Below are 24145 nucleotides of genomic sequence, written 5' to 3' on the forward strand. Positions count from 1 at the left end.
TTACCTCTTCTGTTTTTTAAAATAATATCATATATACACATACTTAATAAATACGTAATACGATTAAAATGAATTGGAGAAGAAAACACATGAACAATCAAAATGGTAAAACTGCATTGCTAGTAATGGATCTGCAAAATGGTATTGTATCCCGCTTCGCAGAAAATAGAGAGGTTCTTCAACCATTCCAAAGAGCTGTGGAAGCCGCTCGGCAAAATCGTATACCCGTCATTTTTGTTCGAGTAGGGTTTAGCGAAGGGTACCCAGAGGTTAGCCCAACCAACAAGATATTCTCCGCAATCTCTAAATCCGGTGGAATGACCCTCAAGGATTCATCTACCCAGATTCACGAATCTGTCCAGCCTAAACCTGATGAGCCCATTATTACCAAGTATCGTATTAGTGCATTTGCGGGTAGCAATCTTGAAGTCATCCTTCGCGCACAACAAATTGACACACTTATTCTCAGCGGAATTTCTACAAGTGGAGTCGTATTATCAACAGTAAGGGAAGCGGCGGATAAAGACTATTCGATTACGGTGCTTTCGGATGCGTGTCTGGATGCAGATTCTGAGGTCCACCGTGTGCTCATGGAAAAAGTATTCCCACGCCAAGCAGATGTGCAGACTGTTGACGCTTGGATTGGCACTTTGAAGTGATATTGCCCCTTTTATGAAAAAACATCGTATTAAATTAATTCATTTACATAATTCGGAGTGAACAAATTGGACCCAATACTAATGAGCGAAATCCCTATTGAAATAAAACAATACGTTGGAACCATTCATTCCATTAGATTTCCACGACAAGGATATACCTCTGATGTAGGAATAATTGATACAAGTAGTGGCATGTACGTCTTAAAAAGAACAAAAAGGGAGATATTTAATTCTTGGCTAAATAAAGAAATAACCGTGATTAACCTTTTGGATAGTGGAAGCACTTTGCCCATTCCGAAAGTGAAGAGATACCTTTTGGAGAAAAATAAAGGTCAATCTTGGGCTCTATTGGATTTCTTCGAGGGGGAAACCTTAAGAACGGCTTTATTTAACGAGGAGAACGAGGAGAAAAGAAGAGAGATGATATTTAACTTTGGTACTACCCTTTCTCAAATCCATTTAACTCCTTGTCCAAAAGAGTTTACACATGAACAACAACCTTGGCTTGATCAAATGTTGGTTCAGGCGGAATGGAATTTGAAAAATAGCCAGGTGGATGGAAGTGAACAGTTATTAGAGAGGATTAAAAGGGATAGGCCTAATGAGTATAAGCAGACGCTTATTCACGGAGATTATACAATAGATAATGTATTAGTGAAAAACGGGATCATTACAGGTGTAATTGATTGGGGTGGTGGAGCTTATGGAGACCCTAGATATGATGTTTCAATAGCGATTCGCCCCAAACCCAATGTATTCGAGAATGAAGTAGATCAACAGATTTTCTTTGAAGGCTATGGAGGAAAGATCATTAATAAAAGGGAATATGATTATTTTGTTAACGGATTATACGAGTTCTTTTAAGGTGAATTTTTAGACTGGAACTGGATATAATCTAAATGTTGTTGACACGAGGCGAATGTGATAGTAATATAGTAATTCCTGATGCGGAATAACATAGTTTTAGTTGTTCCTTTTGAAAAATAAAAATTCAGGATTGACGAAGTTGGTTTTATAGTATAATATTAATTTCTGTTGCTGCTAGCCAGTAACGCTTGAAAAAAGAAAGTAAAAAAGTTGTTGACTTCCGGTTGATAACTTGGTAAGATGATAAAGTCGCTTTTGAGCGATGGTGAAATTGTTCTTTGAAAACTAAACAAACAAAAGCGTCAACAAACAATAATATTTTGTTTCTTAATTGAAACAAGCCAACGTAACAAAATGAGCTAATCAACTTTCTTGGAGAGTTTGATCCTGGCTCAGGACGAACGCTGGCGGCGTGCCTAATACATGCAAGTCGAGCGAACCACTTCGGTGGTTAGCGGCGGACGGGTGAGTAACACGTGGGCAACCTGCCTGTAAGACTGGGATAACTTCGGGAAACCGGAGCTAATACCGGATAATCCTTTTCCTCTCATGAGGAAAAGCTGAAAGACGGTTTCGGCTGTCACTTACAGATGGGCCCGCGGCGCATTAGCTAGTTGGTGAGGTAACGGCTCACCAAGGCGACGATGCGTAGCCGACCTGAGAGGGTGATCGGCCACACTGGGACTGAGACACGGCCCAGACTCCTACGGGAGGCAGCAGTAGGGAATCTTCCACAATGGACGAAAGTCTGATGGAGCAACGCCGCGTGAGCGATGAAGGCCTTCGGGTCGTAAAGCTCTGTTGTTAGGGAAGAACAAGTACCGGAGTAACTGCCGGTACCTTGACGGTACCTAACCAGAAAGCCACGGCTAACTACGTGCCAGCAGCCGCGGTAATACGTAGGTGGCAAGCGTTGTCCGGAATTATTGGGCGTAAAGCGCGCGCAGGCGGTCCTTTAAGTCTGATGTGAAAGCCCACGGCTCAACCGTGGAGGGTCATTGGAAACTGGGGGACTTGAGTGCAGAAGAGGAAAGCGGAATTCCACGTGTAGCGGTGAAATGCGTAGAGATGTGGAGGAACACCAGTGGCGAAGGCGGCTTTCTGGTCTGTAACTGACGCTGAGGCGCGAAAGCGTGGGGAGCAAACAGGATTAGATACCCTGGTAGTCCACGCCGTAAACGATGAGTGCTAAGTGTTAGGGGGTTTCCGCCCCTTAGTGCTGCAGCTAACGCATTAAGCACTCCGCCTGGGGAGTACGGCCGCAAGGCTGAAACTCAAAGGAATTGACGGGGGCCCGCACAAGCGGTGGAGCATGTGGTTTAATTCGAAGCAACGCGAAGAACCTTACCAGGTCTTGACATCCTCTGACACTCCTAGAGATAGGACGTTCCCCTTCGGGGGACAGAGTGACAGGTGGTGCATGGTTGTCGTCAGCTCGTGTCGTGAGATGTTGGGTTAAGTCCCGCAACGAGCGCAACCCTTGATCTTAGTTGCCAGCATTCAGTTGGGCACTCTAAGGTGACTGCCGGTGACAAACCGGAGGAAGGTGGGGATGACGTCAAATCATCATGCCCCTTATGACCTGGGCTACACACGTGCTACAATGGATGGTACAAAGGGCTGCAAGACCGCGAGGTTTAGCCAATCCCATAAAACCATTCTCAGTTCGGATTGTAGGCTGCAACTCGCCTACATGAAGCCGGAATCGCTAGTAATCGCGGATCAGCATGCCGCGGTGAATACGTTCCCGGGCCTTGTACACACCGCCCGTCACACCACGAGAGTTTGTAACACCCGAAGTCGGTGGGGTAACCGTAAGGAGCCAGCCGCCTAAGGTGGGACAGATGATTGGGGTGAAGTCGTAACAAGGTAGCCGTATCGGAAGGTGCGGCTGGATCACCTCCTTTCTAAGGATATAAGCTGGACATATGAGCCAGACAAAACATGTTTGTTTGATTGTTTCTTGTTTGTTTAGTTTTGAGAGTGCAATTTTCTCTCAAAACATCGTTCTTTGAAAACTAGATAATCGTAATGAAGAAGTCAAGTAAAACATCGAGTAATCGCCATTTTAGTTTTCTCTCTATTAATTTAGAGAAACAAACCTTTTAGGTTAAGTTAGAAAGGGCGCACGGTGAATGCCTTGGCACTAGGAGCCGATGAAGGACGGGACTAACACCGATATGCTTCGGGGAGCTGTAAGTAAGCTTTGATCCGGAGATTTCCGAATGGGGGAACCCACTGTTCGTAATGGAACAGTATCTTTACCTGAATACATAGGGTATTGAAGGCATACCCGGGGAACTGAAACATCTAAGTACCCGGAGGAAGAGAAAGCAAACGCGATTCCCTGAGTAGCGGCGAGCGAAACGGGACATAGCCCAAACCAAGAGGCTTGCCTCTTGGGGTTGTAGGACACTCAACATGGAGTTACAAAGGAACGGGGTAGATGAAGCGGCCTGGAAAGGCCCGTCAGAGAAGGTAAAAACCCTGTAGTCGAAACTTCGTTCCCTCCTGAGTGGATCCTGAGTACGGCCGGACACGTGAAATCCGGTCGGAAGCAGGGAGGACCATCTCCCAAGGCTAAATACTCCCTAGTGACCGATAGTGAACCAGTACCGTGAGGGAAAGGTGAAAAGCACCCCGGAAGGGGAGTGAAATAGTTCCTGAAACCGTGTGCCTACAAGTAGTTAGAGCCCGTTAATGGGTGATAGCGTGCCTTTTGTAGAATGAACCGGCGAGTTACGATCCCATGCAAGGTTAAGTTGAAGAGACGGAGCCGCAGCGAAAGCGAGTCTGAATAGGGCGAATGAGTATGTGGTCGTAGACCCGAAACCAGGTGATCTACCCATGTCCAGGGTGAAGTCCAGGTAACACTGGATGGAGGCCCGAACCCACGCACGTTGAAAAGTGCGGGGATGAGGTGTGGGTAGCGGAGAAATTCCAATCGAACTTGGAGATAGCTGGTTCTCTCCGAAATAGCTTTAGGGCTAGCCTCACGTAGTTAGAGTCTTGGAGGTAGAGCACTGTTTGGACTAGGGGCCCTCATCGGGTTACCGAATTCAGACAAACTCCGAATGCCAAAGACTTATCCGTGGGAGTCAGACTGCGAGTGATAAGATCCGTAGTCAAAAGGGAAACAGCCCAGACCACCAGCTAAGGTCCCAAAGTTTACGTTAAGTGGAAAAGGATGTGGAGTTGCTTAGACAACCAGGATGTTGGCTTAGAAGCAGCCACCATTTAAAGAGTGCGTAATAGCTCACTGGTCGAGTGACTCTGCGCCGAAAATGTACCGGGGCTAAACGTAACACCGAAGCTGTGGATTGACATCTTAGATGTCAGTGGTAGGAGAGCGTTCTAAGGGCGTTGAAGCTAGACCGTAAGGACTGGTGGAGCGCTTAGAAGTGAGAATGCCGGTATGAGTAGCGAAAGATGAGTGAGAATCTCATCCACCGTATGCCTAAGGTTTCCTGAGGAAGGCTCGTCCGCTCAGGGTTAGTCGGGACCTAAGCCGAGGCCGAAAGGCGTAGGCGATGGACAACAGGTTGATATTCCTGTACCACCTCTTTATCGTTTGAGTGATGGGGGGACGCAGGAGGATAGGGTAAGCGCGCTGTTGGATATGCGCGTCTAAGCAGTTAGGCTGGAAAGTAGGAAAATCCGCTTTCCGTGAAGGCTGAGCTGTGATAGCGAGGGAAATTTAGTACCGAAGTTCCTGATTCCACACTGCCAAGAAAAGCCTCTAGCGAGATAAAAGGTGCCCGTACCGCAAACCGACACAGGTAGGCGAGGAGAGAATCCTAAGGTGAGCGAGAGAACTCTCGTTAAGGAACTCGGCAAAATGACCCCGTAACTTCGGGAGAAGGGGTGCTTTTTGAGGTGAATAGCCTCGAAGAGCCGCAGTGAATAGGCCCAGGCGACTGTTTAGCAAAAACACAGGTCTCTGCGAAGCCGCAAGGCGAAGTATAGGGGCTGACGCCTGCCCGGTGCTGGAAGGTTAAGAGGAGGGGTTAGCGCAAGCGAAGCTCTGAATCGAAGCCCCAGTAAACGGCGGCCGTAACTATAACGGTCCTAAGGTAGCGAAATTCCTTGTCGGGTAAGTTCCGACCCGCACGAAAGGCGTAACGATCTGGGCACTGTCTCAACGAGAGACTCGGTGAAATTATAGTACCTGTGAAGATGCAGGTTACCCGCGACAGGACGGAAAGACCCCGTGGAGCTTTACTGTAGCCTGATATTGAATTTTGGTACAGCTTGTACAGGATAGGTAGGAGCCGTAGAAACCGGAGCGCTAGCTTCGGTGGAGGCGTCGGTGGGATACTACCCTGGCTGTATTGAAATTCTAACCCGCACCCCTTATCGGGGTGGGAGACAGTGTCAGGTGGGCAGTTTGACTGGGGCGGTCGCCTCCTAAAGAGTAACGGAGGCGCCCAAAGGTTCCCTCAGAATGGTTGGAAATCATTCGTAGAGTGTAAAGGCACAAGGGAGCTTGACTGCGAGACCTACAAGTCGAGCAGGGACGAAAGTCGGGCTTAGTGATCCGGTGGTTCCGCATGGAAGGGCCATCGCTCAACGGATAAAAGCTACCCCGGGGATAACAGGCTTATCTCCCCCAAGAGTCCACATCGACGGGGAGGTTTGGCACCTCGATGTCGGCTCATCGCATCCTGGGGCTGTAGTCGGTCCCAAGGGTTGGGCTGTTCGCCCATTAAAGCGGTACGCGAGCTGGGTTCAGAACGTCGTGAGACAGTTCGGTCCCTATCCGTCGTGGGCGCAGGAAATTTGAGAGGAGCTGTCCTTAGTACGAGAGGACCGGGATGGACGCACCGCTGGTGTACCAGTTGTCTTGCCAAAGGCATCGCTGGGTAGCTATGTGCGGACGGGATAAGTGCTGAAAGCATCTAAGCATGAAGCCCCCCTCAAGATGAGATTTCCCATAGCGTCAAGCTAGTAAGAACCCTGAAAGATGATCAGGTTGATAGGTCAGAGGTGGAAGCGTGGTAACATGTGGAGCTGACTGATACTAATCGTTCGAGGACTTAACCAATTTTTAAAGCGAACTCGTTTTTTACAAACACTTCTTCTACATTATCTAGTTTTGAGAGAACGATCTCTCTAACAAAATAGGTCTGGTAGCTATGGCGAGAAGGTCACACCCGTTCCCATACCGAACACGGAAGTTAAGCTTCTCAGCGCCGATGGTAGTTGGGACGAAAGTCCCTGTGAGAGTAGGACGTTGCCAGGCCAGCCCCAATAGGGGCTATTATTTTTGTCAAAATTCCATCTGGCCCCTTGGTCAAGCGGTTAAGACACCGCCCTTTCACGGCGGTAACACGGGTTCGAATCCCGTAGGGGTCACCATTTTGGAGGATTAGCTCAGCTGGGAGAGCATCTGCCTTACAAGCAGAGGGTCGGCGGTTCGATCCCGTCATCCTCCACCATATATTTTTGTACGAGCCATTAGCTCAGTTGGTAGAGCAGATTGCGAACTTCTTCGAGTCAGCTTCTGCGGGCAATCTGCGAGAAAGAACGTGAATTCTTTTGAGCATCTGATTTACCACAATAAAAGATTAGTGAAACATCTATGTACGAGCCATTAGCTCAGTTGGTAGAGCACGATCGAATATGCTTCTAAGAAATAGCATCAGGGCACACGCCGAGCTGCTACTTGAATAAGCTTACTGAGGCGGGGGCATCCGTCGCAAATCAAAGATTAGTGAATTATCTTAATTCGAGAGCCATTAGCTCAGTTGGTAGAGCATCTGACTTTTAATCAGAGGGTCGAAGGTTCGAGTCCTTCATGGCTCACCATTTTAAAGAATTTAGCGGGTGTGGCGGAATTGGCAGACGCACCAGACTTAGGATCTGGCGCCGCAAGGCGTGGGGGTTCGACTCCCTTCACCCGCACCATTTAATTTTACATGCGGAAGTAGTTCAGTGGTAGAACACCACCTTGCCAAGGTGGGGGTCGCGGGTTCGAATCCCGTCTTCCGCTCTCATATTGCCGGGGTGGCGGAACTGGCAGACGCACAGGACTTAAAATCCTGCGGTAGGTGACTACCGTACCGGTTCGATTCCGGTCCTCGGCACCACTTTTAATATAATGCGCCCGTAGCTCAATTGGATAGAGCGTCTGACTACGGATCAGAAGGTTATGGGTTCGACTCCTTTCGGGCGCGCCATATTTTACGGGAAGTAGCTCAGCTTGGTAGAGCACTTGGTTTGGGACCAAGGGGTCGCAGGTTCGAATCCTGTCTTCCCGACCAGTCAGAACTATTTTTCTAATATGGGGCCTTAGCTCAGCTGGGAGAGCGCCTGCTTTGCACGCAGGAGGTCAGCGGTTCGATCCCGCTAGGCTCCATCTATATATAATTGAAATGGCGGTGTAGCTCAGCTGGCTAGAGCGTACGGTTCATACCCGTAAGGTCGGGGGTTCGATCCCCTCCGCCGCTATATAATATGGAGGAATACCCAAGTCCGGCTGAAGGGATCGGTCTTGAAAACCGACAGGCGGGTTAAACCGCGCGGGGGTTCGAATCCCTCTTCCTCCGCCATATCTCTTTTCAAATTATATTGTTGTCGCGGGGTGGAGCACGTTCGAATAAACTTCTTCGAATAATCTACAGCGCAACGATTGAGCCACAGCTTGAATAGGCTTTCCGAAATCGGGGCGGTCTTAACACATGGTGCATGCTCAAAATTAAATAGTTTTTTACCGTCGCGGGGTGGAGCAGTCTGGTAGCTCGTCGGGCTCATAACCCGAAGGTCGCAGGTTCAAATCCTGTCCCCGCAATATGGTCCGGTAGTTCAGTTGGTTAGAATGCCTGCCTGTCACGCAGGAGGTCGCGGGTTCGAGTCCCGTCCGGACCGCCATTTTTATTCCAGTAGTTAACTCTACTGTTTGATATATATTTTTTGGCTCATTATTTGGCTCAGTAGCTCAGTCGGTAGAGCAGATTGCTCACATCCTGATTACGCTTCTGCGGCAATCTGCGAAAAAGAACGGAAGTTCTTTTGAGCAAAGGACCTTTTCTTAATAAAAGATTAGGGAATATTTTAATATGGCTCAGTAGCTCAGTCGGTAGAGCAAAGGACTGAAAATCCTTGTGTCGGCGGTTCGATTCCGTCCTGAGCCACCTTTTATTTTTATGAAACAATTTAATGTGGAGGGGTAGCGAAGTGGCTAAACGCGGCGGACTGTAAATCCGCTCCCTCCGGGTTCGGCGGTTCGAATCCGTCCCCCTCCACCAAATTATGGCGATTGTGGCGAAGTGGTTAACGCACCTGATTGTGGTTCAGGCATTCGTGGGTTCGATTCCCATCAGTCGCCCCATTTATTATATTATTGGGCTATAGCCAAGCGGTAAGGCATCGCACTTTGACTGCGACATGCGTTGGTTCAAATCCAGCTAGCCCAGTCATGGCAGCATAGCCAAGTGGTAAGGCAGAGGTCTGCAAAACCTTTATCCCCGGTTCAAATCCGGGTGTTGCCTCCAAACATGCGGGTGTAGTTTAATGGTAAAACCTCAGCCTTCCAAGCTGATGTCGTGAGTTCGATTCTCATCACCCGCTCCAATGGGCCTATAGCTCAGCTGGTTAGAGCGCACGCCTGATAAGCGTGAGGTCGATGGTTCGAGTCCATTTAGGCCCACCATACTCTATACTGTTGTTCCGCAGTAGCTCAGTGGTAGAGCTATCGGCTGTTAACCGATCGGTCGTAGGTTCGAGTCCTACCTGCGGAGCCATTTTTTATTTTATGGGCAGGTTTTCTTGAGGCTGAAGAGTTACAGTTCTCACTTTCCGCTGTCAATACATATCTTAATGCGCCTTTAGCTCAGCTGGATAGAGCATACGCCTTCTAAGCGTACGGTCAGAGGTTCGAATCCTCTAAGGCGCGTAAAAACTAGAAAACGCTAAATTTAGCGTTTTTTTTATGCTCTTTTTTGACGTAGAGGGCACACAGTGATGGACCTCGTGGCGCTTAAGACCGCCTTGATGGGAAAAAAGCAAACAGGATCTTTAGGAATACACTTCCCGAATCCTCTTATCGACCGGTTTGAAGAATATATCATCCACTTTCCGCAGGATATCGTCCACTTTTTAAAATTTATCGTCCACTTTTGACCTCATATCGTCCAGTTCCAACACTTATCGTCCACTACACACTAAAATCGTGGGGACAAATAATTAGGCAAAAAACACCAAAACCGTCCCCATGGATCATAGCTGGGGACAGTCCCCCGCTACTTTAAAGCGCCGGGGGACTGTCCCCAAAAATTTGTTTTTAATTTCTTCGTCCAAATGAACTTTGTTTCGGTCTAATAGTGTAAAGAGAAAAAAGGGGTGAGGAAATGACCTTTTCTGCCAATGATGGAATCCTAAATGAGAAGTTGTTTATTAGCTTATTTGAAACACATAAAGATTCCATTTATCGAATGGCCTATATGTATATGAAGAATCAAGCGGACTCACTGGATATCGTCCAGGAGGTTGCCTACCGGGCGTTTAAAAACAGGAACAGTTTAAAGGAATTGAATTATTTTAAGACATGGATCTTGAAAATCACTATCAATGCATCCATTGACGTTTTAAGAAAGAAACAAAAAGTTGTCGAGCTGCCATTCACTAGAGAAGTAGGAACGCAGCAGACAGAGGACAGATATTCCGATTTATTATTAAATGAGCTACTACATTCCTTAGATGAAGACGATAAACGGTTAATTTATCTCAAGTATTATCAGGAATACACCTTCCAGGAAATTTCGGAGATTGTTGAAGCACCAGTCAGTACCGTCAAGTCGAAAATTTATCGAGCCTTAGAAAAAATCCGCTTGGACTATCCGAAGGAGGAACTTTCATGAATAAGATTCAGAGAGAGCTAGAAAAAATCCAAATTCCAGAAGAGGTAATGGATCGTATGTTCAAAGGAATCGAGCAAGCAAAAGGGGAAGAGAAGGTAACGCCGATAAAATTCGAGGGCATGAGCAGGAGGAAAAAACTTATCGGGTCATTAGCAGGACTTGTGGCAGTCGGCGGTTTGTTCTTCGGTTCTGCCTTTGTATCTCCCGCAATGGCACAAATCGCATCGAAAATTCCATATTTAAATCAAGTGTTTTTGAAAGACATAGATATAAATGGAGAAAAATCGCTGATGGCCCTTGTTCGAGAGGAAGGATTGAAACGCGGGTACGAGGTTACTGGTCTACGTGTGGGTCAAGGATTGATGGAGGGCGACGAACCGGAAAAAGTCTATGTCTTTCTAGTAAGTAAAGATTATAACGAAAAAACGAAAGTGGATGCTGAAAATCTGACAAAAGAAATGCTCGATCAGAAGGGATATTATGCAAAAGCGATAGAGGTTCTTCCGTTTAAAGCTGATTTTTATGCCTCTATGAGACGAATCAATCGCATCATGCTTGATGAGGCCCAAAAAATCAAAACCTTAATCAATGATAAAGGGTATAGTGTCGATTACGTTGGAATGAACCCGGGGCTCGATGAAATATTTGTGATCCTTCCTGAGACAGAAAAACACGTCGATGAGGTTCGGGCGATTATTCAAGCCTACCAAAAAAAGAAGTATAATGAATTTTCTTTGGACATTAGATCAGTGAACCTAACTAATATGGATGAAGAAACGAAGCTCAAAAAGAATCTTTATACCATTTTTGAAGGATTACTGGGTAAGAAAGAGACGTACAAAATCAATTCTTTCACTTACACTACCAAAGGTGAACTGGTCATTACGATCGAGACCTCCCTTGAGAAGAAGGATCAGAAGCTCATAGAGCAAATTCGTAAGGAAGTATCCTCACAAGTTGCGAAAGAATACAAACAGCCTTACGCCATTAACATAGTTGGATTAGAGGATTTGAAGACGGTTGGAGAATAATTTTTCTATCAAAAAAGACTGCCAGTTGGCAGTCTTTCTGTCTTCATGATTCCAATCCTTTAAATGATTGCTCCCAGTCATCGATGATCGTGGTAGGTTTATTGATTGGTTCCTTTGCAGTCAACGCTTTGCTTTCTCGAGCTTTACCACTCTTCCATTTGGATAATGTCTTATTTAGAGCAGTTAATCGGAATATCTCCGCGTATATCTGGAGCTTAAGCTTCCTCTATATACATTAGCCGGAAATTCTCCGCCTATGAATTCTCATACCTACACGAAAATCAACACTGAATAATAACAGAGCCTTTCAAAAAAGAATGCGAAGGCTGCTGCTTCCTATAGTTCAAGTAACCTATTACATTTATAAACGTCTAAGTACCAGAGGGACGGTCCTTGGCAGGAGTTGAAAAAGCTTTATCGAATACTACATAAAAGATTGCTAGATTCAAGGATTCTAAGTAGATTGAAACCCTCGTGGATGTTGGAGGAGTGTATTATGGTAAAAGTTTTATTGGTGCAGCACCAAAGAAAGTATGCGGAAGCCATGTCGGCTCTATCATCAGCGCCTCAGGTGAAGGAAGCGTTGGGGCTTACCGATAGCCAAACCTCAGTGGAGGGAACGATTGGATTCATTGAGTTCATTCTGGAACAAGAAAAACAGGGGAAGCAATATTCCAGAGTTATCTTGAATGAGAAGGAAGAGGTCATTGGGGTCATTACTTTAAAAGAGATTGATCCGATTAAGAAGACGAGTCATATCGGAACCTGGATTGGGCATCCGTATTGGGGTCAAGGGCACAATGCCTTAGCGAAGGCAGAGATTCTATATACCGCGTTTACCGAGTTGAACTTAGAATACGTTTTTGCAGGAGCGAAATTAGCGAATATCCGATCGCAAAAGGCGCAGGAAAAGCTTCCTTATATAAGGATAGATGTACAAGCAGAATTTCCAGATGAACATGCTAAGTTAGAATCTCAAGTAAAGGCTCCTTGCGTATTGAATGTGATCGAGAAAGATGCGTTTTTGAAATGGTTTTTGAATCAGGAGATGAATAAAAATGAAAGTAACATTAAAAGAATTGCCAGATTATGAGGTAGCATTTTTTAGACGGATAGGAAGTTACTTTGAAGCCACAGACGATCATTGGGGAAAATTGATCAATTGGGCTATAAGGAATGAACTATATCCACCGAAACAAAATTTTATTGGGATATCTCTAGATAACCCAGAGCTTGTGGATAGTCAGCAATGTCGGCATGACGCCTGTGTGACTATACCTCAGGGATTTGGAAAGGACCAATCTAAGGAAAATGGTATTCAATTTAAGAAACTAGATGGTGGGCTGTATGCCCTGAATCAATTCTATGACACACCTGAAAAGCTGAATCTGGCCTATAAATATATGTACGAAGAATGGTTGCCGAATAGTGAGTATGATACGGATTTCGACAGGTATAACCTTGAGTTCAGTATGAATAACCCTGCCGAAGACCCAGAAGGGAAATGTAGAGTCGATTTATTTGTACCAATAAAAAAACGAGTATCTTGAGCGAGCGGTGGATTTGGACAGTTTTGCTGATTTAGGTTCACCTGTCCGAATCAGAGGTCACTTTCAGTAAAGGACATCATTTAAAAAAATATATTCAAAAAAGCTAACGAAAAAGGAAGATAATCATGAGAATTGGTCTAGCGCAAACAAGGTTTTCCACCAAAGCCTCAGACGGATTACAAAAGGTGGAGAAAATGTTGGTCAAAGCAAATAAAAAACAGTGCGACCTCGTTTGTTTCCCCGAATCCATTATTCCGGGTCTTAGAGGTGTGGGATACGAAATAGAAGAATACGATCACAATGTGCAACAAGAAGCTTTAAACAAAGTATGTAGAATAGCAAAAGGGTTGGGTATTCATGTTATTTTACCGATGGAATGGAAAGATAACGAGAATATGCACCTTTTGGCGTTTGTGATCAATAAGAATGGAGAAATCGTTGGGTATCAGACAAAAAATCAAATGGACCCCGAAGAGGATTTTTTTGGGTATGCACCTGGCAAAGGGAGAACATTGTTTGAAGCGGAGGGGGTTAAATTTGGGATAGTTATTTGCCATGAAGGCTGGAGATATCCTGAAACGGTTCGCTGGGCGGCAAGAAAAGACGCGAGTATTGTTTTCCATCCCCAATTTACAGGTGATGTGAAAAATCCAGAGTTTTATAACCAGGCCATGGTTTGTCGGAGCATGGAAAACTCCATCTTTTTTGCCAGCGTCAATTATGCATTAGAAAACCAAAAAAGCACAACCTCGCTCATTTCGCCGTTTGGTGAAAGGCTGTTATGTGCAAAATCGAATGAGGAAGAACTGCTCATCTATGATATTAACCCTGAGGAAGCATCTTTACATCTTGCAAAAAGATTTAATCCTGACTTGTTTTAATCCTTAGAAATGCGGGGACTGTCCCCCAAAAAACAGGCAAGCAGGAATCCCTGCCTGTTTTTTTGTTGTTTAAGAAATGATAATATTCTCACTTATGGATAACAGGAATAGTTGTTTTAAAACTGCACCAGCGTACAGTCTCTCTTGGTCAGATAACCTCAGCATGGCATGTCACAAGAGGATATCTCATTCCAAAGAACAATTGCTTATGTGGGCAGTACATGGTGCTTCCACCTTTTATTTTGGGTACTTATTGGGGTTGGAAATTGATTTCCAATTTTTATAGAATTCCTCCTTAAATTTGTAGAATAAATTGATATTTTGTAGAATTCCTCTGATTTTATGTAGAATTATCTTCAAGTTATGTAGAATTATCATCATTTTATGTAGAATTCCATTGATTTCATGTAGAATTCTCCTAATTTTATGTAGAATTGAAAGGCCAACTTTAAAAATATGTAGAGATATTCCTAAAGGTTACCTCCTAGAGGGTGTGATCATCACCAAAAGGCAGGCAAGGAGAGGAATCCTTACCTGTTTTTGGATAAATTAAACTGATTTGGTGGAATTAAAGCAAAAGCACCACCGCTTCCTATAAAAGTAACTGGATATTTTTTCTATTATAACCTTGTGTAACGAGGTGCATCGTGTTACGATGTAAAAAGAAACCAACTTAAAGCGAGGTGACTTTTTTGGATAAGGAAATTATGAAAGGGAGCATCGATATATTGCTTCTTTCCATCGTAAGCAAAAGGGATATGTATGGATATGAGATGGTAAAGACGCTAAAAGAAAACAGCAACGAGCTATACAACATGAGTGAGGGAACCCTATATCCGGCTCTAAAACGACTAGAAAACAAGGACTGGATCGAGTCTTACTGGGAAAACCCAGATGTCGGGTCAAGGAGAAAGTACTACCGCATCACGGAGGATGGCAGGAAGGAATTAGAACGGAAGCTTAACGAATGGGAGAAGGTACACAACTTAATTAAGAAATGTTCGGAGGGAATGGCTTGGATCAAAACATTAAGACCTACGTTAACCAGATAGTAAAGGGACTACAATGCGATAAAAATGAAAAAGCGGAAATAGCGGAGGAAATGATTCAGCATCTAGAATTGTTAAAGGCGGAGTACATAGAACAAGGTTTTTCCGAGAAGGAAGCTAGTCAAAAAGCACTGGAGAGTTTTGGAGATAAGAATACTTTAAAAGACGGTTTGCAATCCTCTTTGTTTCCAGGCTATAAACTGTACAGTGTTGGCGTAAAAATCGCATTCTACCTTTATTCTTTTATTATACTTTGGAATCTACTATTTCAGAGAATCATCGGTAGAATCATTGACAGTGGTTCGTTTAATCGTTACTTTTGGTATCCCGAAAACGCACAGAGCTTTTTCAGCGTGGAGGTTTGGAAACTGAATTCGAATCTCATCCCATTCAAAACCATCTCGCGCTACATTATCGAAAGGGAACACTATAATGTGGATATCATTTTACATAACACACTAGGTAATATTTTGATTTTTGTTCCTTTAGGCATTTTACTGCCGATCCTTTTTAAAAAATATAGGTCATTCGCCAAACTTCTCATAAGTGTAGTAGGTATGACATTTGCTATTGAAATAGGTCAATTCTTTCTACAAATAGGTCAGTTTGATATCGATGATGTCATTTTAAACGTGATTGGCGCTTTAATAGGTTTTGCTTTTTTCAAAGGGCTAACCATCATTTCAAGACAAACGAACTGGAAGTTACTTAAAAGGATAATAGCATTATAATAGGAAGATTGAGCGGATGCCTCTGCTACGTGGGGCGATCCGCCTTCCTTATTGGTTAATGGTTTTCAATATATTTTACAACATCGCCGACCGTTTGAAGCTTCGCTGCAATTTTATCACTAATTTCGATTGCAAATTCATCTTCAATTTCCATCGTCAGGTTCACCATATCAAGCGAATCCGCTTCTAAGTCATCTTTAAATGACGCGTCCGGTGTGATATTCTCCATTTTCACACCTAGTTGGTCTGAAATAATAGGCCTTAACTTATTAAATGTGTTCATTGTGGTACCCCCTAAATATTTCTTAACAACCATTATAACAACCAAATTCCGAACATAAAACGTACAAGTATTGCCAATCCTGCGTGAATACCAAAGGGACGGTTCTCTTGGTCGGAGTGAATAGCTCAACCATGAGGCAGTCCCTGTATATTTTACAAAGCCATAATTCTTTTTCTAGTGATTTCATCAAAAGCAAAAAAGAGAATCGAGCAAATAATAGCAGGTACAGAGAAACCTGGGGCAATAAAGTATGTAACCAGCCCAAATCCAATATGTATCAAACCAGATACCCAGAAACGAATGGTGGAGAACTTCATTGAAACCCATTCAGCCAATGCTGAGACAGGTAGGCCATAAACGAAATTTCCTATTAAACTATAAAAAAGCACAATGAAGATGAAAAGAAATTCGCCTCCAGTAAAATGAAAGGAATCTTCCATAAGGAAAGAGAGGAGAAACAACCCGATCGTAAAGGTTAATGAGGAATAGAAAGCCACTTTAAGCTTTCTGCATTTATGATTAAATAGAATTTTTCTAAAAATAGGGAACAAAAACGCAATCGTTGCAATAGCTAGTATCGCTTTAATGATGAGCGGCGTAGTTGAAACGAATAGGATGATCAAAAAAATAAGTACAGAGAAAATGAGAATATAAGAATTTCCTTTTATCATGAGATACCTCGCACTTTATAGAAATACCAAGGGACGGTTCAAGAACCGTCCCTTATTGAATGTTACCAAACAAACGGGATTAATTTCGATGTTTTTTGAATATACCGTGGATATTCTTCTGGAAAACCAGCTTCCAAGGCTTTTTCTTCAATACGCATCCGATAACCGAATACAACGATGAAGAAGGCAAGCATAATTACGGAACCAACCCACGTATTAAAAGCAAGGCCAATACCAATAAACACCAGCAATGCACCTGTATAGGAAGGATGGCGGACCGCTCGGTAAGGGCCGCTTTGGATGATTTTTTGCTCGGATTCAACTGAGACGACCAACGAGAAATGTTTACCTAAAGTTACAACTGCCCAAAGTCGAATGAATACACCGACAATGATTAAGATGGAACCCAAATCGGAAATGGTGGAATTGACGTACCCGATTTTCATAGAATTACAAATTTGATTGACGAGGATACAGGTAAATATACCGATCGTAATCGCCCAAAATGAACCCTTATCTTTATTTTCTGAAGCCACATTTTTTCGTTGCACTTTGGTTTTTATTAAAATAGCAATCTCAGACAATAGCCACAAGTAAAACGAAACCTCTGCAAATGAACTAATTTCCATTCTATCCAGCCCCCAATTTCTTTATCTGTTTCTTATTTTAGACAGGAAAATTTTCTTTTTTATTAATCAAATCTTACGAAATTCTTAAGAAAGTAACGCTAGATTTTTCCATTTAATTCTAATGCATTTTTTGGGATATAACCATAACCAGCATGCGAATAATAATAAAAATTTGAGTTGGAAGAGGGATTTTTTTTGAAAAAGCTAGCAATGCTGTCCCTGATTAGTCTTGTGTTTCTCACCGCAATGGCGAAGCCGCCGGAGGTCGTTCCCTTTTTACGACCGGCCGTAAAGGTGCTGACACAATATACAAAGGTTCCGGTTTTGTTGCCCACCTATTGGAGTGCGCAAACGAGAAAGTCAAAGAATTATATGACTTGCAATTATCAAGCCTACGAAAATGAGTACAGGATTGATTTCTTATCTATGGATAAGCCGTATCCACCTAACGATTCGGCCTTATTTAATCCCCGGGAGTCGAGTAAGATGGGGGATCTGTTTGGGAACGTTGGGTCAGTAACATCTGTCGTTCGCCCCAAACATTTTGTTTTTTATAAAAAGAAAAATGGATTCGATTTATGGATTGAACCGAAAGTAAGATCGATGATCCATGCGAAGAAGGGGAAATGGACGCTTCTATTTGATGGTGATTATGGAGAAGAACCGTACCAACAGGCAGATGAGCTGTTCAACTATATGAAAAAAGTAAGTTGGCTTAAAAATTTGGAAATGGATGAGGGGGAAATCTTCGTTCGGGGTACCAGACGCGCTGCATTCGTGAATGTTGTCTGGGAGACAAGGGATGGATTTGTGTATAGCTTTTTTTACAAGGGACCGATTAAGGAAGCAGTAAAAATTGTTGCTAGCCTAAAGAAGGTGGAATAGCCATTTTCATTATTGTCCTCCTTCATGGATATCTTGTTATGAAGGAGGAGTAATGTCAAAGAAGAAAAAAAGTGCAAATGTTCCACTCAAATGGATAGGGGTCCCCTGAAACATGGTAACAATGATCTCATTACAGATTAATTTTTTCAAAATGTTCAACTGTTGGGAATGGGTGATAAAAGTGATGTAATAATTCTTTCCATTCCTGATACTCACTGGATTGTCTGAATCCTACAGTGTGGTCTTCTAAACTCTCCCACTTAACCGTAAGTAAATATTTACCATTTACTTCCATGCAACGCTGTAATTCGTGTGAGATATAGCCCTTCATAGATGAAATAATAGTAGATGCTTTGCGAAATGATTCTTCATATTCCTGTTCCAATCCTGGCTTGACTTGTAGCAAAGCGACTTCCAGTATCATAGACTCTCCCCCTAAAAACTACTAAAAAAAGTGGAAAAACTTGTTAGTCCAAGCCTATCATAAGTAACACTGATTGAAAATAAACTTCGAGTATAAATAAAGAGATGATTATAACAAATCCAAAAATGTTTAACGAAGAACTGTAAAAATTAGTTAATTTTATAATATAATAGTAATAAACCGATTGTTGATGGAGGTGTTCGAATGATTTGGGTATACATTATGCTGCCAATCGTTGTCCTCAGTGGTATTGCGATTTATTTTGATAAAAAGTCAGGAATGGCTCCGACTGATGATATGAGAACAGCTGATAAATTAGAGGAATATCCGCCGGAACATGGGATGAATTCTTTTGGACCTTGACGAATAGGTTGAATCCAAAAGGGATCTGACCCCATGAGACACTTCTCGACTAATCAGTGTGTTGTGGAGCAGATCTGTAAAAGATATCGTTACTAACGGTAGATTGTAACTGTGATTATTGTGCTAACTTTGTTTTAGCTTGTGATAATTTTCCAATAAAATTTTATTAAAGGAGGTTGCACTCCTCTTTTTTTTGTTATATAGTTAACCACATGGTTAACTATTACAAAGATAATCTTGATCAAGTATTTTCAGTTTTATCAGATCCAACCAGAAGAGCAATCATACAGGAGCTATCCAGGGGAGAGAAGACAGTTAAAAAGCTGGCAGAACCTTTTGATATGTCATTACCGGCTTTTTCAAAGCATATGAAGGTTCTAGAAACAGCGGGCTTAGTCTCGTATAGGAAGGTGGGAAGATATAAACACTATTATCTTCACCAAGAACAGTTTAATGATGCAACAAAGTGGCTAAATGAATTACAGTCATTCTGGGAAAATCAGTTAACAGGCTTAGAAAAATATTTATTAAACAATGAAGATGATGAGGGAGGAAACGAAAAATGATTACGATGAATAGCACGCAGAATTTTACACTTCAATTAAATAAGACGTATCCAGTTAATAGAGAAAGAGTGTTTAGTGCTTGGACAAAACCAGAAGCGCTGAAACAATGGTGGGGGCCAGAAGGATTTACAACGACTATTGATGAGATGGATGTCCAAGTGAACGGTAGCTATAAGTTCAATATGCATGCGCCAAACGGGGAAACGCATGTACTTACTGGACAGTATCTTGAAATTGAACCGAATGAAAAATTAGTTTTTACATGGAAATGGGAAAATGGGAACAGCGACTTTCCTCCAACAAAAGTAACGATTGATTTTCTAGAGAAAGGCACTGCAACAGAAGTAGTGGTGACTCATACCGATCTTCCAAGTGAAGAGGAAGCGAAAAACCATAACAATGGTTGGACAAGCACACTTGAAGGCAGCTTGAAAACGTATTTAGTGTCATAAAAAATTTTACGATAAAAAGGGGAATATTATCATGAATGAAAAAATGTTATTTGATCAATTTGAATTTGCCCGCAACGTTACATTAAAGGTGGCACAAGGTATTACGGAAGAAAACGCGGACGTGATCCCAGCAGGATTTCCAAATTCGCTACGGTGGCAGCTAGGTCATATTTATGCATCTGTTGAGGGAATTGTGTTTCACTTTGCAAACGAAATGCCAAATCTACCTGAAGGCTATATGGAATTGTTCAATACGGGGACAAGACCATCTGAATGGACGATCACTCCACCTTCTATCGAGGAGCTCCTTCCATTACTAGCTGAACAAATAAAGCGTGTAAAAGAAACGTTCACTGGACGTCTTGATGAAAAACTAGCTCAGCCATTACCGATTGGTCCATTAACCCTAGAAACAATCGGTGAACTTCTATCCTTTGCATCGTTTCATGAAAGTGAACACATTGGGATCATCAAAAGCCTACAAAATAGCCTAAAAGGTTAAAGGAAATAGGAAAAAGCAGGGGTTCATTTCCCTGCTTTTCTAATTGAAAGAATGAGTTCTTGGAAAAATAGTAGATAGCAAAGGGGGGATTAACTATGGTAGACGTATTGACTGATATTATCATTAATTGCCCTTATGAAAAAGTGGCAGATTATGCTGCAAATCCAGAAAATGCACCTGAATGGTATGTAAATATTAAAAGAGCCGAATGGCAATCGGAAAAATCAGTGGTTGTCGGAGCGAGAATTGCTTTTAAAGCACAGTTTTTAGGGAGAGAACTCTCCTATGTTTATGAAATTGTGGAATATCTGCCAGGTGAAAAAATGGTTATGCGCACTGCGAACGGTCCTTTTCCAATGGAAACAACCTACACTTGGGAAGCAATCGACGACCATGTAACTAAGATGACGTTGAGAAACAAAGGAATTCCCACCGGTTTTTCAAAGCTGTTTACGCCATTTATGTCAGTCATGATGAAAAAAGCAAACAATGCTGACCTGAAAAAAATAAAAAACATCTTAGAAAAAACCTATTAGAAACTCGTAGAAAAACACGAAGGTTGGTAGAGGTTTGAATATCATCAAACGAGAAATTTGGAGGTCCTTACAAAAGAACTGCTGCCATTGATGACAGCATGTTCTTACTTGTAGGCTCCTAATTTTTAAACTATAAACTTAATTAGAATCTACGTCTTCTTCTTCTTTCGATTTCGAATCGTCTTCTTCTCTCTAATTCGATTTCAATTTCAATACGTCTTCTTTCAATTTCGATTTCAACAATAGGGAAAAACGGTCTTCTTCTAAAGCCGTCACAAAAAAAACAAATCTCTTCGTCCAAATCCCAAAAACGGCATTCCATGTATCATCCTTTTCATAATAGCAGAAAAAGGGCAGACACTATGTTCTGCCCCTTTTTCCATTGGAATTGTCGCGATCTTGTCCAATCGTTAATTAAATTCAACTAGAAAGTAGAAAGGACGATAATTAACAAGATGAACAATACAACAATTAACACAAAGCTGCTTCCGCCATAGCCACCGCCATAGCCATAGCCGCCACCGTATCCCCAGCTCATATATTTCACCCCCTTTTGTGAATGATTTGAAGGAAAAATATATCCTCACACTATATATATTTTTAAAAGGGAAGGTCGTTTGGACAAACATCCTATAGTAGAAAAAATCCGCGTTTAAATATGGAGTTTAAGCCAGTAAGTTGAATTTTGTGAAAGAAGGAGTAAAGTGCCTTATTGGAGGCGTTTCTACCATTCATACTAGGTGAATATTACATTTGAAATAGTGCAAGATAGGACTGTCCGAAAAGTATCTAAAATGAGGGATGATACGATTATGTACAGTCATTTGGAAAAGGCATTTAATAAGTATCTCACATCGGAAACAGAGATATGGCTGCATCAGGATTTATTTAGTGCCCATTGGTGGAGTATTGTCATTTTAAATGCCATATTTTTTGTGCTTTTTCTCATATTAATTGATCGTTATCGAATTGTGCTGATTTCATTGGCTTTCATGGTTAGTTTCGTCATCTGTGGTCTTGCGGATGAGATTGGGAATTACTTTGATTATTGGGAATACCCACACCAATTTTTGATTTTTACCCATCGCTTTAATGCAGTGGATTTTGCGGTGATCCCAGTGATTATGACCTTATGCTATCAATATTTTAGAAAATGGAAAACGTTCCTCGTGGCGCAGGTATTATTATCTGCTGTCATCAGCTTTATAGGGATTCCGCTATGCGTGTACTTTCATTTATACTCGATGGAGAATTGGAACTATTTTAACTCACTTATCGTATCAATCATCCTGTTTATTGTTTTGAAAATGATAGTTGATTTTATATGGAAGCAAGCAAATAAGTATTCACCGAGTGGTCAAAAAAAGAGCTGAACGGCTCTTTTTATTTTTGAACATCTTCTCCTTCTAATGAGAATAGGTGGTGTACCCATGATCAAGAAAATTCCTATCTGCTTAGTTATCCTTTTCCTATTTGGAGGGACTTTCGAAAAAGCGAATGCGGTTGAGCGCGTGGTCATCGCGTCCCTTCCATCAGAGCTGTGGTATGACAATCTATTTTTAATGGCCGACACAATTGACGGAAACTGGATGGCGGTGAAAGCGTCCTGCTGTACCACTTCCCTGATTGGTACAACGTAAAATTTACTCCGGAACTATTTTATGAGGATCTGACCGGGGACCATTTAAAAGATATTGGAGTTGTGCTCATTTCAGGCGCTGGGTCAGGACTCTCGACGAAAGAAATTCATCTATTAAACCAAATCCAGGATCCTAATCGACGATATGAAGAGGTTCCGGTTGAATCCATTAATGAAGCCGTCAAACGACTGGTCAAAATGGAGCGGCAAGGAAACCTAGCCACCATTTTAATAGGCAAAAAGAAACATGTAGTAGAGCTTTCAAAATTTCATTTTCTTCCGGGAACCTTTTCCCCTAGTCCAGGGGTTGGCCAAGTAGAAAATTATTCTGCGGAAAATGGGGTCCTTTACGGCACGACAATTGTGTATATTTCTGCTGCTGGCCACATTGGAACCTTGCGAATCAAATATGCCTGGGATGGAAAAATGTATAAAGCAAAGTCCGTCCAGTTTGAAGAGGCAGAACCGTTTAAAAGAATGAAATAATTCCCTTGTTTTTGGGAATTGCTAAATGAATAAGACATTTAATGAGGGATGAAATGGCTGAAATAATTGGAGTTAGTATGTGGACATTAGTGACCCTAAGGTGGGGGGACTGGAGAAATTTTGAGAAGTATTACGCCACCATTTTATATTTCCTTTTTTGCGATGTGCTCTATTATTACCTCACATATAATCACCGACTCTGGTCGATTACGCCTACACCTCCACTGACGAGTGAATTCGTAGCGTTGGCAGGAGAGTTCATTGTATTTATCAGCACCATTTTGCTATTCCTCGGACGCTATCCGTCTAGTAAATTTTTTTCCATTCGCTGGACAGCATTATGGGTGATTCTTTACACAGTGAACGAATGGGTATTGCTCAAAACCGGTACATTCGTATACGAGCATGGCTGGACCATCGTTCATTCCTTTATTTTTAATATCTTTATGTTCATTTTCCTTCGATTACATGATCAAAGGCCCATCCTTACGATGATTCTTTCGATACCGATTCCTTTTATATTAATAAAATTATTTTCGATACCGCTTCGATAAGAGCATTTCTTCAGGAGAGGAAGTGCTCTTTTATGTTGTCAAAATTACGTAAAAAGGTATAAAAAATCCTTTATATAGAAATCTAAGAAAAAGGTTTTTGGGGAGATTTGGGATGAAGACGTTAGGAGGAATGGGTTTGGCAAGTAAAATAGGGATATTGACGAGTATAGTGTGAAGTTTGACGAGTAAAATAGAAAATCGACGAGTAAATCATACATTTGACGAGTAAATCATCAAAAGTGACGAGTAAGTAAGGTATTAAATTTTAGAAGTGGTGAGCAACACATAATTTGATAGGAAAATACCTGAGCCAGGCTCAACGCCTGGCTTTTTAGTGGTAAATCTTTGGATTTTGAAATGAATTTCCAAGTTTTGTAGAATTGTTCCTCGATTTTGTAGAATAAATCAAAACTTTGTAGAATTCCACCTCAACTTTGTAGAATTGTACCTTAACTTTGTAGAATTCCACCTCAACTTTGTAGAATTGTACCTTAATTTTGTAGAATTCCATTTCAATGTTCCAAGATTA

25 protein-coding genes, 22 tRNA genes and 3 rRNA genes are annotated in these 24145 nt (G+C 42.3%); 44 read left to right on the top strand and 6 right to left on the bottom strand.

The features are described 5' to 3' along the window. The first annotated feature begins 89 nt into the window (after positions 1 to 89). The 34 genes from AA0X95_RS03845 to AA0X95_RS04010 all read left to right on the top strand — a co-directional run bounded on the left by AA0X95_RS03845 (position 90) and on the right by AA0X95_RS04010 (position 15626). Entirely contained in the window at positions 90 to 659 is a 570-nt protein-coding gene (locus tag AA0X95_RS03845; RefSeq protein ID WP_413309836.1) for a cysteine hydrolase family protein, read from the top strand. Between the two features lie 57 nt (positions 660 to 716). Further along, complete coding sequence (locus AA0X95_RS03850) at positions 717 to 1523, top strand: aminoglycoside phosphotransferase family protein (RefSeq protein ID WP_413305579.1); 807 nt, start codon at positions 717 to 719, stop codon at positions 1521 to 1523. Positions 1524 to 1895: 372 nt separating this feature from the next. Next, positions 1896 to 3433: ribosomal RNA gene (locus AA0X95_RS03855) — 16S ribosomal RNA — on the top strand. 201 nt (positions 3434 to 3634) lie between these two features. After that, positions 3635 to 6570 (top strand): 23S ribosomal RNA (locus AA0X95_RS03860). Positions 6571 to 6651: 81 nt separating this feature from the next. Then, positions 6652 to 6768, top strand: a 5S ribosomal RNA gene (gene rrf, locus AA0X95_RS03865). The 16S, 23S and 5S rRNA genes sit together here with 22 tRNA genes alongside, the layout of an rRNA operon. A gap of 41 nt (positions 6769 to 6809) precedes the next feature. Beyond that, positions 6810 to 6884: transfer RNA gene (locus AA0X95_RS03870), tRNA-Glu, on the top strand. A gap of 4 nt (positions 6885 to 6888) precedes the next feature. Further along, positions 6889 to 6964: transfer RNA gene (locus AA0X95_RS03875), tRNA-Val, on the top strand. Positions 6965 to 7258: 294 nt separating this feature from the next. Then, a tRNA-Lys gene (locus AA0X95_RS03880) sits at positions 7259 to 7334 on the top strand. A 14-nt stretch (positions 7335 to 7348) separates the two neighbouring features. Beyond that, positions 7349 to 7433 (top strand) — tRNA-Leu (locus AA0X95_RS03885). Positions 7434 to 7446: 13 nt separating this feature from the next. Beyond that, a tRNA-Gly gene (locus AA0X95_RS03890) sits at positions 7447 to 7518 on the top strand. Positions 7519 to 7526: 8 nt separating this feature from the next. Further along, a tRNA-Leu gene (locus AA0X95_RS03895) sits at positions 7527 to 7615 on the top strand. 13 nt (positions 7616 to 7628) lie between these two features. After that, positions 7629 to 7705: transfer RNA gene (locus AA0X95_RS03900), tRNA-Arg, on the top strand. A gap of 7 nt (positions 7706 to 7712) precedes the next feature. After that, positions 7713 to 7789: transfer RNA gene (locus AA0X95_RS03905), tRNA-Pro, on the top strand. Between the two features lie 22 nt (positions 7790 to 7811). After that, positions 7812 to 7884, top strand: a tRNA-Ala gene (locus AA0X95_RS03910). 18 nt (positions 7885 to 7902) lie between these two features. Further along, positions 7903 to 7976, top strand: a tRNA-Met gene (locus tag AA0X95_RS03915). An 8-nt stretch (positions 7977 to 7984) separates the two neighbouring features. Further along, positions 7985 to 8077 (top strand) — tRNA-Ser (locus AA0X95_RS03920). Between the two features lie 165 nt (positions 8078 to 8242). Next, positions 8243 to 8316: transfer RNA gene (locus tag AA0X95_RS03925), tRNA-Met, on the top strand. Positions 8317 to 8319: 3 nt separating this feature from the next. Continuing rightward, a tRNA-Asp gene (locus AA0X95_RS03930) sits at positions 8320 to 8396 on the top strand. Positions 8397 to 8586: 190 nt separating this feature from the next. Continuing rightward, positions 8587 to 8659 (top strand) — tRNA-Phe (locus AA0X95_RS03935). Between the two features lie 29 nt (positions 8660 to 8688). Continuing rightward, positions 8689 to 8773, top strand: a tRNA-Tyr gene (locus tag AA0X95_RS03940). Between the two features lie 7 nt (positions 8774 to 8780). Beyond that, a tRNA-His gene (locus tag AA0X95_RS03945) sits at positions 8781 to 8856 on the top strand. 13 nt (positions 8857 to 8869) lie between these two features. Next, positions 8870 to 8941: transfer RNA gene (locus AA0X95_RS03950), tRNA-Gln, on the top strand. Between the two features lie 4 nt (positions 8942 to 8945). Beyond that, positions 8946 to 9019, top strand: a tRNA-Cys gene (locus AA0X95_RS03955). 5 nt (positions 9020 to 9024) lie between these two features. Continuing rightward, positions 9025 to 9098: transfer RNA gene (locus AA0X95_RS03960), tRNA-Gly, on the top strand. A gap of 2 nt (positions 9099 to 9100) precedes the next feature. Continuing rightward, positions 9101 to 9177, top strand: a tRNA-Ile gene (locus AA0X95_RS03965). A gap of 16 nt (positions 9178 to 9193) precedes the next feature. Beyond that, positions 9194 to 9268, top strand: a tRNA-Asn gene (locus tag AA0X95_RS03970). A gap of 78 nt (positions 9269 to 9346) precedes the next feature. After that, positions 9347 to 9420 (top strand) — tRNA-Arg (locus tag AA0X95_RS03975). Between the two features lie 454 nt (positions 9421 to 9874). Further along, positions 9875 to 10384 (top strand): sigma-70 family RNA polymerase sigma factor, encoded by a 510-nt coding sequence (locus AA0X95_RS03980; protein ID WP_413305581.1) that lies wholly within the window; start codon positions 9875 to 9877, stop codon positions 10382 to 10384. After that, positions 10381 to 11415 carry a DUF4179 domain-containing protein gene (locus AA0X95_RS03985; RefSeq protein WP_413305584.1) on the top strand — a complete coding sequence of 345 codons (1035 nt, stop codon included), beginning with the start codon at positions 10381 to 10383 and terminating at the stop codon, positions 11413 to 11415. The genes AA0X95_RS03980 and AA0X95_RS03985 overlap by 4 nt, the downstream gene beginning before the upstream one ends. A 496-nt stretch (positions 11416 to 11911) precedes the next feature. After that, complete coding sequence (locus AA0X95_RS03990) at positions 11912 to 12508, top strand: GNAT family N-acetyltransferase (protein ID WP_413305587.1); 597 nt, start codon at positions 11912 to 11914, stop codon at positions 12506 to 12508. Further along, complete coding sequence (locus AA0X95_RS03995) at positions 12474 to 12965, top strand: AraC family transcriptional regulator (RefSeq protein ID WP_413305590.1); 492 nt, start codon at positions 12474 to 12476, stop codon at positions 12963 to 12965. Before AA0X95_RS03990 ends, AA0X95_RS03995 begins: the two co-directional genes overlap by 35 nt. A gap of 125 nt (positions 12966 to 13090) precedes the next feature. After that, entirely contained in the window at positions 13091 to 13846 is a 756-nt protein-coding gene (locus AA0X95_RS04000; RefSeq protein WP_413305593.1) for a carbon-nitrogen hydrolase family protein, read from the top strand. 692 nt (positions 13847 to 14538) lie between these two features. Beyond that, the gene (locus AA0X95_RS04005; RefSeq protein WP_413305595.1) at positions 14539 to 14898 is read left to right on the top strand and encodes a PadR family transcriptional regulator; all 360 of its coding nucleotides are present in this window, start codon (positions 14539 to 14541) and stop codon (positions 14896 to 14898) included. Then, on the top strand, positions 14862 to 15626 hold the full coding sequence (locus AA0X95_RS04010) for a VanZ family protein (RefSeq protein ID WP_413305597.1): 765 nt from the start codon (positions 14862 to 14864) through the stop codon (positions 15624 to 15626). The genes AA0X95_RS04005 and AA0X95_RS04010 overlap by 37 nt, the downstream gene beginning before the upstream one ends. Before the next feature lie 55 nt (positions 15627 to 15681). Here AA0X95_RS04010 and acpP read toward each other — a convergent pair whose 3' ends face one another. From acpP to AA0X95_RS04025, 3 genes are all read right to left on the bottom strand, one after another. Then, positions 15682 to 15909: an acyl carrier protein gene (gene acpP / locus AA0X95_RS04015; RefSeq protein WP_413305600.1), complete on the bottom strand. Its 228-nt coding sequence runs from the start codon at positions 15907 to 15909 to the stop codon at positions 15682 to 15684. Between the two features lie 152 nt (positions 15910 to 16061). Beyond that, on the bottom strand, positions 16062 to 16580 hold the full coding sequence (locus AA0X95_RS04020; protein ID WP_413305602.1) for a hypothetical protein: 519 nt from the start codon (positions 16578 to 16580) through the stop codon (positions 16062 to 16064). Positions 16581 to 16642: 62 nt separating this feature from the next. After that, complete coding sequence (locus AA0X95_RS04025) at positions 16643 to 17209, bottom strand: methyltransferase family protein (protein WP_413305604.1); 567 nt, start codon at positions 17207 to 17209, stop codon at positions 16643 to 16645. A 195-nt stretch (positions 17210 to 17404) separates the two neighbouring features. On the opposite strand from AA0X95_RS04025, the gene AA0X95_RS04030 reads away from it, so the two are divergent. Beyond that, positions 17405 to 18094 carry a hypothetical protein gene (locus AA0X95_RS04030; protein WP_413305606.1) on the top strand — a complete coding sequence of 230 codons (690 nt, stop codon included), beginning with the start codon at positions 17405 to 17407 and terminating at the stop codon, positions 18092 to 18094. Positions 18095 to 18224: 130 nt separating this feature from the next. Here AA0X95_RS04030 and AA0X95_RS04035 read toward each other — a convergent pair whose 3' ends face one another. Continuing rightward, positions 18225 to 18518, bottom strand: coding sequence for an antibiotic biosynthesis monooxygenase family protein (locus AA0X95_RS04035; protein ID WP_413305609.1), 294 nt, complete (start codon positions 18516 to 18518; stop codon positions 18225 to 18227). Positions 18519 to 18722: 204 nt separating this feature from the next. On the opposite strand from AA0X95_RS04035, the gene AA0X95_RS04040 reads away from it, so the two are divergent. From AA0X95_RS04040 to AA0X95_RS04060, 5 genes are all read left to right on the top strand, one after another. Then, a complete protein-coding gene (locus AA0X95_RS04040) occupies positions 18723 to 18881 on the top strand; it encodes a hypothetical protein (protein ID WP_413305612.1) in 159 nt (52 codons plus the stop codon). Positions 18882 to 19057: 176 nt separating this feature from the next. Beyond that, a complete protein-coding gene (locus tag AA0X95_RS04045; RefSeq protein ID WP_413305614.1) occupies positions 19058 to 19447 on the top strand; it encodes an ArsR/SmtB family transcription factor in 390 nt (129 codons plus the stop codon). Next, positions 19444 to 19899 (top strand): SRPBCC family protein, encoded by a 456-nt coding sequence (locus AA0X95_RS04050; protein ID WP_413305617.1) that lies wholly within the window; start codon positions 19444 to 19446, stop codon positions 19897 to 19899. The genes AA0X95_RS04045 and AA0X95_RS04050 overlap by 4 nt, the downstream gene beginning before the upstream one ends. Before the next feature lie 31 nt (positions 19900 to 19930). Beyond that, positions 19931 to 20401: a DinB family protein gene (locus AA0X95_RS04055; RefSeq protein ID WP_413305620.1), complete on the top strand. Its 471-nt coding sequence runs from the start codon at positions 19931 to 19933 to the stop codon at positions 20399 to 20401. A gap of 95 nt (positions 20402 to 20496) precedes the next feature. Next, a complete protein-coding gene (locus AA0X95_RS04060; protein WP_413305623.1) occupies positions 20497 to 20937 on the top strand; it encodes an SRPBCC family protein in 441 nt (146 codons plus the stop codon). A gap of 142 nt (positions 20938 to 21079) precedes the next feature. Here AA0X95_RS04060 and AA0X95_RS04065 read toward each other — a convergent pair whose 3' ends face one another. Both AA0X95_RS04065 and AA0X95_RS04070 read right to left on the bottom strand, forming a co-directional pair. Next, a complete protein-coding gene (locus AA0X95_RS04065) occupies positions 21080 to 21259 on the bottom strand; it encodes a hypothetical protein (protein ID WP_413305626.1) in 180 nt (59 codons plus the stop codon). 102 nt (positions 21260 to 21361) lie between these two features. Continuing rightward, positions 21362 to 21475: a YjcZ family sporulation protein gene (locus AA0X95_RS04070; protein WP_413305628.1), complete on the bottom strand. Its 114-nt coding sequence runs from the start codon at positions 21473 to 21475 to the stop codon at positions 21362 to 21364. 274 nt (positions 21476 to 21749) lie between these two features. On the opposite strand from AA0X95_RS04070, the gene AA0X95_RS04075 reads away from it, so the two are divergent. From AA0X95_RS04075 to AA0X95_RS04090, 4 genes are all read left to right on the top strand, one after another. Then, positions 21750 to 22310 (top strand): CBO0543 family protein, encoded by a 561-nt coding sequence (locus AA0X95_RS04075; protein WP_413305631.1) that lies wholly within the window; start codon positions 21750 to 21752, stop codon positions 22308 to 22310. Between the two features lie 57 nt (positions 22311 to 22367). Next, a complete protein-coding gene (locus AA0X95_RS04080) occupies positions 22368 to 22577 on the top strand; it encodes a hypothetical protein (protein WP_413305633.1) in 210 nt (69 codons plus the stop codon). Positions 22578 to 22639: 62 nt separating this feature from the next. After that, the gene (locus AA0X95_RS04085) at positions 22640 to 23062 is read left to right on the top strand and encodes a hypothetical protein (RefSeq protein WP_413305636.1); all 423 of its coding nucleotides are present in this window, start codon (positions 22640 to 22642) and stop codon (positions 23060 to 23062) included. A 53-nt stretch (positions 23063 to 23115) separates the two neighbouring features. Then, entirely contained in the window at positions 23116 to 23616 is a 501-nt protein-coding gene (locus tag AA0X95_RS04090) for a CBO0543 family protein (RefSeq protein WP_413305639.1), read from the top strand. Positions 23617 to 24145: the final 529 nt, after the last annotated feature.

Source organism: Neobacillus phoenicis (assembly GCF_047302305.1).
Lineage (GTDB): Bacteria > Bacillota > Bacilli > Bacillales > Cytobacillaceae > Neobacillus.